Raw genomic sequence first — 6,547 nt, forward strand, 5'->3', positions numbered from 1 at the left:
GAGCGGCCCCACTCGGCCCACGGGAACGACTCCGCCCGCACCACGGCCCGCCCCGCCACAGCCGGACCCCGCCCGCCGGCCACCGCGGTTTGTACCCACTGAGCAGACATCCGCCCGGTCTGCGCCCGGTCCGCCCCGAGCGGCGCCGACGATGGGCGTACGAACGTGATACAGGCCCCCGCCCACCGGCGGGCCCCTCGTGGCACGATGGCTCACGGCCCGCCGCCCCGCGAGGGGAACGGCCACTGTGACCGTGCCGGCTCGCCGAGCCGGCCGCCCCGCGACCCTTCCTCGAGGTGGACGACCGTGAACGACACTCCGGGCTGGACCTCGCCCGGATCCGCTCCCTCCGACGGCCAGGACGGTTCCGGGGTCCCCCGGCCCACCACGCCCGGTGACGTGAACGACTCCGCCCCCCAGTGGTCCAAGGACCAGCCGCCCGCAGGACAGTGGTCCCCGCCGACCGCCCCGGTCCCCGGCCAGGCCTCCGGCCCCCAGCCGGGCCCGGGCTACGGCGGCCGACCGCCGTACGGCAACTGGGGCAGGCCCCCGGCCGCAAAGCCCGGTGCGATCCCGCTGCGCCCCCTGGGCATGGGCGAGATCCTCGACGGCGCGGTGTCGACGATGCGTACCTACTGGCGCACCGTCCTCACGATCACGGTCACGGTCGCGGTGATCTCCCAGACCGCCGACATACTCGTCCAGCGCTTCCTCGCCCCGACGCCGCCCGAGCTGAACTCGGACGCGACCCCGGACGAGGCCCTGGCCCAGCTCGGCGACTCCCTGCAGACGAGCCTGATCGCCTCGATCCCGGCGCTCCTGATCCTCATCATGGCCACCCTGGTCAGCGCCGCGCTGCTCACCGTGGTCATCAGCCGCGCGGTCCTCGGCCGCCCGGTCTCCCTCGGCGACGCCTGGGGTGAGGCCCGGCCGCGGCTCCTCCAGCTCTGCGGGCTGACCCTGCTCCTGCCGCTGATGAGCGCGGGCATCATGTTCGTCGCCCTGCTGCCCGGGCTCCTCGTCGGCTCCGTGGCCGGAGGGCTGCTCGTCGGCCTGGGCGCGCTGGGCGGCCTGGCGGTCGTCATCTGGCTGATGGTCCGCTTCAGCCTGGCCTCCCCCGCCCTGATGCTGGAACGCCAGGGCGTCATCACCTCGCTGAAGCGCTCGGCCAAGCTGGTCCAGGGCTCCTGGTGGCGGATCTTCGGCATCACGCTGCTGACGCAGCTGATCCTCTTCCTCGTGGCGCTGATCGTCGCCGTCCCGTTCGCGATCATCGCGTACGCCGTGGACGGCGGCGGCTTCGACAGTCTGCTCTCCGGCTCCACCCCCGAGTTCGGCTGGCCGTTCCTGATCGTCAACGGCATCGGTGGCGTCATCATCAGCGCGATCACGTACCCCATCTCGGCGGGCGTGACCGTCCTCCTCTACGTCGACCAGCGCATCCGCCGCGAAGCCCTGGACCTCGAACTCGCCCGAGCCGCCGGGCTCCCCGGCTACGGACCCGCCCCCGGCGAACCGGCCACCGGGAGCTGACGGGGTGATCGGAACGGGGGGCACGATCACGGCGCGGCGGCCGCTCCTGGCCGCCGACGACGTACCGGTGGACGTTCCCCGCGTCCCCGCCCGGGAGGCGGCGGAGCGGGAACTGTCCAAACCGATGTACCACGAGAACGACCCCAGCCTCCTCGAACGCGGCCTCAACCGCTTCTGGGAATGGGTCGGCGGCCTCTTCGAGGCGGCCGCGGGCGCGACCCCGGGCGGCCTGCTCGGACTCGTCGCGATCGTCGTGGTCGTGCTCGCCCTGGTCGGCGCGCTCTGGTGGCGGCTCGGCACCCCCCGACGCACCCCCGCCACCGGGGACTCCCTCTTCGAGGACGGCCCCCGCACCGCCGACGACCACCGGGCAGCCGCCGCCCTGCACGCCGCCGCCGGCCACTGGAACCAGGCCGTCCAGGAACGGATGCGGGCCATCGTCCGCTCCCTGGAGGAGCGCACCCTGCTCGACCCCCGCCCGGGCCGCACCGCCGACGAGGCCGCCGCCGAGGCCGCCCGCACCCTGCCCTCCCACACCGACGAACTCCGCGCCGCGGCCCGCTCGTTCGACGACGTCACATACGGCGGCCGCACCGCCGACGAGCCCGCGTACCGCCGCATCGAGGACCTGGACACCTCCCTGGAGCGGACCAGGCCGACCCTCGACACCGCCACCGCGGGGGCGCCCGCGTGAGCCGGCCCCGCACCAGCACCACGTCGACCTCGCTCGCGCCCCGCCAGATATGGACCCGGGCCCGCGGCGTGCTCCTCATCCTCGCCCTGGTCCTCATCGGCGGCATCGTCCTGGCGACCGTCCGCTCCACCGACCACCACGGCCACCTCGACCCGCGCTCCGCCGATCCCAACGGCAGCCGCGCCGTCGCCGAGATCCTCAAGGCCCAGGGCGTCACCCTCCAGGTGGTCACCACCCTCGACGAGGCCACCAGCGCCGCCGGAGCCGACAGCACCCTCCTGGTCGCCACACCGGACCTCCTGACCGGCCATCAGCAGTCCACCCTGCACCGGACCATGACCACCTCCGGCGGCCGCACCGTCCTCGTCGGCGCCGGAGCCGCCTCCCTCGACGCCCTCGCCCCCGGCGTCACCACGGCCCCCAGCACCTCGGTGAGGGTCCGCGAACCGGACTGCGCCCTGCCCGCAGCCGTCGCGCCGGCAGCGTCGACCTCGGCGGCGAGCGCTACTCCACCGACGTCGACGGCGCGACCACGTGCTACCCCGTCGACGACCGGCCCACCCTCGTCGCCCTGCCGACCTCCGGAGGCGGTGACACCGTCCTCCTCGGCTCCGCCGACATCCTCTACAACGAACGTCTCGACAAGCAGGGCAACGCCTCGCTCGCCCTTCAACTCCTCGGCTCCCGCCCGCATCTCCTCTGGTACCTCCCCTCCCTCTCCGACCCTTCCGTCACCGACGGCACCCCCGAGGGCGAGACCCCCGACAGCACCACCGACAGCTTCTTCTCGCTCGTCCCCTCGGGCTGGCTCTGGGGCGCGCTCCAACTCGCCCTGGCCGCCGTCCTCGCCGCCGTCTGGCGAGGCCGCCGCCTCGGCCCCCTGGTGACCGAACCCCTCCCGGTCGCCATCCGCGCCTCCGAAGCCACCGAGGGCCGCGCCCGCCTCTACCGCAAGGCCGACGCGCGCGACCGCGCCGCCGCCGTCCTGCGCACCGCGACCCGCACCCGGCTCGCCCCGCTCCTGGGCGTCGCCGCCCAGGACGCCCACTCCCCCGAGACCCTGCTCCCCGCGCTCTCCACCAGGCTCCCCGGAACCGGCGCGGACCCCAGGGACCTGCTCTTCGGCCCGGCTCCCGCCGACGACGCCGCACTCATCCGCCTGGCTGACCAACTCGACGCCCTCGAAAGAGAGGTACGCACCTCATGAGCGCCCCGACCCCCGAGACCCCTACGACCTCGGACAGCGCCCGCGCCTCCCTGGAGGCCCTGCGCACCGAGATCGGGAAGGCTGTGGTCGGCCAGGACCCCGCCGTCACCGGACTCGTCGTCGCCCTCCTGTGCCGAGGCCACGTCCTCCTCGAAGGAGTCCCCGGCGTCGCCAAGACGCTGCTGGTCCGCGCGCTCGCGGCCACGCTCGAACTCGACACCAAGCGCGTCCAGTTCACCCCCGATCTGATGCCGAGCGACGTCACCGGCTCACTCGTCTACGACTCCCGCAGCGCCGAGTTCTCCTTCCAGCCGGGCCCGGTCTTCACCAATCTGCTGCTCGCCGACGAGATCAACCGCACGCCCCCCAAGACCCAGTCCTCCCTCCTGGAGGCCATGGAGGAGCGTCAGGTCACCGTCGACGGAACACCCCGTCCGCTCCCGGACCCGTTCCTCGTCGCCGCGACCCAGAACCCGGTCGAGTACGAGGGCACCTACCCCCTCCCCGAGGCCCAACTCGACCGTTTCCTGCTGAAGCTGACGGTCCCGCTGCCCTCCCGGGACGACGAGATCAACGTCCTGACCCGGCACGCGAACGGCTTCGACCCCCGCGACCTACGGGCCGCCGGAGTCCGCCCGGTCGCCGGCCCCGCCGAACTCGAGGCCGCCCGCGATGCCGTCGCCAAGACCTCGGTCAGCCCCGAGATCGCCGGCTATGTCGTCGATATCTGTCGTGCCACGCGTGAATCCCCCTCGCTCACCCTCGGCGTCTCCCCCCGAGGTGCCACCGCCCTGCTCTCCACCGCCCGCGCCTGGGCCTGGCTCACCGGCCGGGACTACGTCACCCCGGACGATGTGAAGGCCCTCGCGCTGCCCACGCTCCGCCACCGGGTCCAACTGCGCCCGGAGGCCGAGATGGAGGGCGTCACCGCCGACTCCGTCATCAACTCGATCCTCGCCCACGTCCCCGTACCCCGCTGAGAACGGCGCCCCATGGCCCTCACCGGACGAACCGCACTGCTCGCCGCCCTCGGATCACTCCCCGTGGGCCTCCTCGCCCCCAGTTGGGCGGGGATGCTCGCGGTGAACGCGCCCCTCACACTCGCAATTCTGTGCGACTACGCGATGGCCGCGCCAGTGCGAACGCTGCGGTTCACCCGAAGTGGTGACACAACAGTTCGACTGGGTGACGCCGCCGAGGTCCAGCTCACCGTCACCAACCCCTCCCGCCGACGCCTCCGCGCCCAACTCCGCGACGCCTGGCCCCCCAGCAGCTGGCTCCCCGGCACCGAACAGGCCGCCTCACGCCAGAAGTTGACCGTCCCCGCAGGCGAACGCCGCCGCCTCACGACGTCGTTGCGCCCCACCCGCCGAGGCGACCGCCACGCGGCCCGCGTCACCGTCCGCTCCTACGGCCCCCTCGGCCTGGCCGCCCGCCAGGGCAACCACACCGTGCCGTGGACGCTCCGCGTCCTGCCCCCGTTCACCAGCCGCAAGCACCTGCCGTCCCGACTGGCCCGCCTCCGCGAGCTCGACGGCCGCACCAGCGTCCTCACCCGCGGCGAGGGCACGGAGTTCGACAGCCTCCGCGAGTACGTCCCCGGCGACGACACCCGCTCCATCGACTGGCGGGCCACCGCACGCCAGACCACCGTCGCCGTCCGCACCTGGCGCCCGGAGCGCGACCGCCACATCCTGATCGTCCTCGACACCGGCCGCACCTCGGCCGGCCGCGTCGGTGACGTCCCCCGCCTCGACGCCGCGATGGACGCCGCCCTGCTCCTCACCGCCCTCGCCTCACGCGCCGGCGACCGCGTCGACCTCCTGGCCCACGACCGCCGCCTCCGCGCCCAGGTCCAGGGCCGCTCCGCCGGCGACGTCCTGCCCGCCGTGGTCAACGCCCTGGCCCCCCTGGAGCCGGAACTCGTGGAGACGGACGCCCGCGCCCTCGCGGCGACGGCCCTGTCCCGAGCCCCACGCCGCTCGCTCCTCGTCCTCCTCACCAGCCTCGACGCGGCCCCGATCGAGGAGGGCCTCCTCCCGGTGCTGCCTCAGCTCACCCAGCGACACACGGTCCTCCTGGCCTCGGTCGCGGACCCGCGCACCGACGAGATGACCACCCACCGCGGCACGATCGACGGCGTCTACGAAGCCGCGGCCGCCACCCAGGCCCAGGCCCAGCGCCACCGCACGGCGGACCAGCTCCGCCGCCACGGCGTCACGGTCGTCGACGCCACCCCCGAGAACCTGGCCCCGGCCCTGGCCGACGCCTACCTGGCCCTGAAGGCCGCCGGCCGCCTCTGACCCCACACGGACCGGTGGCCGGCGCGGAGAGAATCCCGCACCGGCCACCGATCAAGCTCGGTTCAACTGGCTGGATCAACGAAACGCGACGGAGGCCTCCCCGGCCGCGGCACTGAAGGACCCCGGGCACAGGAACGAGCCCGAGACCTTGCTGGCCGTGAACGGCGTGTTCAGGTACTTCCGGGTCGCCCCGTCACGGTTCCAGACGATGTTCGTCGCCTTGTAGCGACAGGAGACGAACGACTGCTGCCCGGTGATGTCGATGACGTCGGTCCGCGCGGTACCGGCGGCGTCATCGAAGGTGAAGGCCGGGTTGTTGTTGAGGGAGGCGGAGATACCCCCGCCGCAGGTCAGATTGCCACCGGGCTTGTTGATCGTGGCCCGGTCGACGGTGAGCGCGCTCGGCGGATTGGCACTGGCACTGGCGTTGGTCCAGCTGCAGGTGTTCCCCGAGACGACGATGACTCCGTCGACCTTGAGGTCGGCGGTGTCGGCATACGCCGTCGTGGAAGCCCCGATGCCGGCCGCGATCACCAGCGCGGCCAGGCCAGACAGTAGGGGGGTGTACTTCATGACGCTCCTCCTTGCCACAGCGTTGTGGGTGGGGGGAACCCGAGCCGCTGGGTGAGCCACCCGGGTTCGGAGTTGCGCCACGAGGGTGACACAGCCAGCCTGACATGTCATGGCCACATCAGTCATTGGCCGAAAACAGCCCAACGCAGAAAAGCCCCGCACCATAAGGTGCGGGGCTTTCCCACAATGATTGTTCGGCGGCGTCCTACTCTCCCACAGGGTCCCCCCTGCAGTACC

6 protein-coding genes and 2 pseudogenes are annotated in these 6,547 nt (G+C 73.1%); 7 read left to right on the forward strand and 1 reads right to left on the reverse strand.

Annotation, left to right across the window (positions count from 1 at the left end):
* The first annotated feature begins 306 nt into the window (after nt 1-306).
* The 7 genes and pseudogenes from ACFWRO_RS33505 (at nt 307) to ACFWRO_RS33535 (ending at nt 5,737) form a co-directional block, all read left to right on the forward strand.
* Nucleotides 307-1,533, forward strand: a complete 1,227-nt coding sequence (locus tag ACFWRO_RS33505) for a hypothetical protein (protein ID WP_384517284.1) — start codon at nt 307-309, stop codon at nt 1,531-1,533.
* Nucleotides 1,534-1,537: 4 nt separating this feature from the next.
* Nucleotides 1,538-2,227, forward strand: a complete 690-nt coding sequence (locus ACFWRO_RS33510) for a DUF4129 domain-containing protein (protein ID WP_384517286.1) — start codon at nt 1,538-1,540, stop codon at nt 2,225-2,227.
* Nucleotides 2,228-2,295: 68 nt separating this feature from the next.
* Nucleotides 2,296-2,547: pseudogene (locus ACFWRO_RS33515) on the forward strand (DUF4350 domain-containing protein); the annotation flags it as partial.
* 128 nt (nt 2,548-2,675) lie between these two features.
* Nucleotides 2,676-2,846 (forward strand): annotated as a pseudogene (locus ACFWRO_RS33520) (hypothetical protein); the annotation flags it as partial.
* A 264-nt stretch (nt 2,847-3,110) separates the two neighbouring features.
* On the forward strand, nt 3,111-3,434 hold the full coding sequence (locus tag ACFWRO_RS33525) for a hypothetical protein (RefSeq protein ID WP_384517302.1): 324 nt from the start codon (nt 3,111-3,113) through the stop codon (nt 3,432-3,434).
* Nucleotides 3,431-4,414 carry an AAA family ATPase gene (locus tag ACFWRO_RS33530; RefSeq protein WP_384517289.1) on the forward strand — a complete coding sequence of 328 codons (984 nt, stop codon included), beginning with the start codon at nt 3,431-3,433 and terminating at the stop codon, nt 4,412-4,414. The genes ACFWRO_RS33525 and ACFWRO_RS33530 overlap by 4 nt, the downstream gene beginning before the upstream one ends.
* A gap of 12 nt (nt 4,415-4,426) precedes the next feature.
* Nucleotides 4,427-5,737: a DUF58 domain-containing protein gene (locus ACFWRO_RS33535; RefSeq protein ID WP_384517292.1), complete on the forward strand. Its 1,311-nt coding sequence runs from the start codon at nt 4,427-4,429 to the stop codon at nt 5,735-5,737.
* A gap of 75 nt (nt 5,738-5,812) precedes the next feature.
* Here the strand turns inward: ACFWRO_RS33535 and ACFWRO_RS33540 are convergent, their stop codons facing one another.
* Nucleotides 5,813-6,310 (reverse strand): hypothetical protein, encoded by a 498-nt coding sequence (locus ACFWRO_RS33540; RefSeq protein WP_384517295.1) that lies wholly within the window; start codon nt 6,308-6,310, stop codon nt 5,813-5,815.
* Between the last annotated feature and the right edge of the window lie 237 nt (nt 6,311-6,547).

The sequence above is a fragment of the Streptomyces sp. NPDC058579 genome, from assembly GCF_042718575.1.
Taxonomy (GTDB): domain Bacteria; phylum Actinomycetota; class Actinomycetes; order Streptomycetales; family Streptomycetaceae; genus Streptomyces.

Bases quoted from the DNA above. Each gene is read 5' to 3' on its own strand.
- ACFWRO_RS33530 (WP_384517289.1), top strand. From the start codon at position 3,431: ATGAGCGCCCCGACCCCCGAGACCCCTACGACCTCGGACAGCGCCCGC.
- ACFWRO_RS33535 (WP_384517292.1), top strand. From the start codon at position 4,427: ATGGCCCTCACCGGACGAACCGCACTGCTCGCCGCCCTCGGATCACTC.
- ACFWRO_RS33540 (WP_384517295.1), bottom strand. From the start codon at position 6,310: ATGAAGTACACCCCCCTACTGTCTGGCCTGGCCGCGCTGGTGATCGCG.